The sequence below is a fragment of the Flavobacteriales bacterium genome, from assembly GCA_013214975.1.
Taxonomy (GTDB): Bacteria; Bacteroidota; Bacteroidia; order DT-38; family DT-38; genus DT-38.
Genome location: JABSPR010000290.1, coordinates 1 through 1,557, shown reverse-complemented (window position 1 = coordinate 1,557; position 1,557 = coordinate 1). Strand labels below are relative to the sequence as shown.

General features: G+C 38.0%; 2 protein-coding genes. Both read right to left on the bottom strand.

Going from position 1 to position 1,557, the window contains the following annotated elements; translation table 11 throughout:
* On the bottom strand, positions 1–773 hold a 773-nt coding region (locus HRT72_09290; GenBank protein ID NQY67898.1), incomplete at its 3' end, for a zinc-dependent peptidase.
* A 134-nt stretch (positions 774–907) separates the two neighbouring features.
* Positions 908–1,557, bottom strand: a 650-nt coding sequence (locus tag HRT72_09285) for a glycine cleavage system aminomethyltransferase GcvT (protein ID NQY67897.1), incomplete at its 5' end; no start/stop codon positions are given.

The following is a 1,557-nucleotide window of genomic DNA, read 5'->3' as shown; positions in this document are numbered from 1 at the left end:
TGTCGAGTTGGTTTTGCTCGGTTATTCAATTTTCGATCTGCAAGCTTCTGATTGAACATTAACTCTAAGTAGCTATATAACTCAGGGTGCTTCTTCTTAAGTAGCTGTGGTCGTTCAAAAAAGTATTCAGATGCTACGGCTAAAAATTCTGATCTATTCGTTGCTCCATAAGGACGAATGTCATTTTTAGATTGAATTATTTCTTCAATTTTTTTGTCGATTAAGTTGAGCCAGGGAACAACATAGGACTTCTCTTTGAGATACACCATAATGCCATCAACCTTTCCATCCATTTTATCAATCAAATGCACGAATTCATGAATCGCAGTATTTCGTTTGTCACGACTGTTTGAGAATCCGATGTGCAGTGCTTTCTTTGAAAGAATCATTTTGCCTTCCATGTAGCCATATCCGACCATGCCTAAAATGGATATGTCCGTAGCGCCAATTTCAAAGTCATAATTGAAATGTTCAGGATAGAGTAGTATCTCTTGTAAATTATGGTATTCCCAGTTTGGGAAGGCAAAAATTGGAATAATTGCACTCGCTCCAATGAGAATAATATCTTCATCTTGCACAGTAGTTTTAATTCCAGTAATCTTAGTGGTATTTAAAAAACGAAGCACGACTTTCTCAAACCGTGCTTTGTCGTTAGTATTAAGTAGGGTGTAATATTCAACCTTCTCATGAAGAATTATTCTCCATTCGGCAGAGAATTGAGTATAACGATCCGGTTTGTTCCCATTTCCCAAAAGACGTGTGATCCACGACATTAAATTCAGTATTAAAGATAGATTATAATAGGGTCACTTTTGTTCCCTTATATCAACCGATGAGAGGCACTTCCCGTTCCCATATCAATAGCTGGCGCTAGGTCACCATCGGGTTCCCATATCAATAGCTCGCGCTATTTCTTATAAAAAGGCAGCTTAACAATTTGTGCTTTGATTGATTTACCTCTGATTTCAATGAAAATGTCTGATTCAACAGTGCTATTTTCTTTAGTAACGTATCCAAGTCCAATTGCGATTTTCATTGAAGGAGACATCGTTCCTGACGTTACGCGTCCAATTACATTTCCGTTTGCGTCCTGAATAGGGTAGTCATGACGGGGAATTCCTCTGTCAATCATTTGAAAGGCCACCAATTTGTTCTTAATACCTTCTTCTTTTTGATTTGCCAAAAAGTCCTTATCAATGAAATCGTCTTTTGCCAATTTCGTGATCCAACCTAGACCTGCTTCAAGTGGTGAAGTAGTATCATCAATGTCATTTCCGTATAAGCAGAATCCCATCTCTAGTCTCAACGTGTCTCGAGCTGCTAAACCAATTGGTTTAATTCCGAAATTAGCTCCAGCCTCAAATACTTTATCCCATACTTGTTCTGCAACGTCATTTTTGCAATAGATTTCAAATCCACCACTCCCAGTATATCCAGTTGCCGAAATAATTACGTTATCAACTCCTGCAAATTCTCCTACTTCAAAATGATAATAAGTGATTTCTGATAAGTTCACAGATGTTAGCGACTGCATTGCTTCAACTGCTTTGGGGCCTT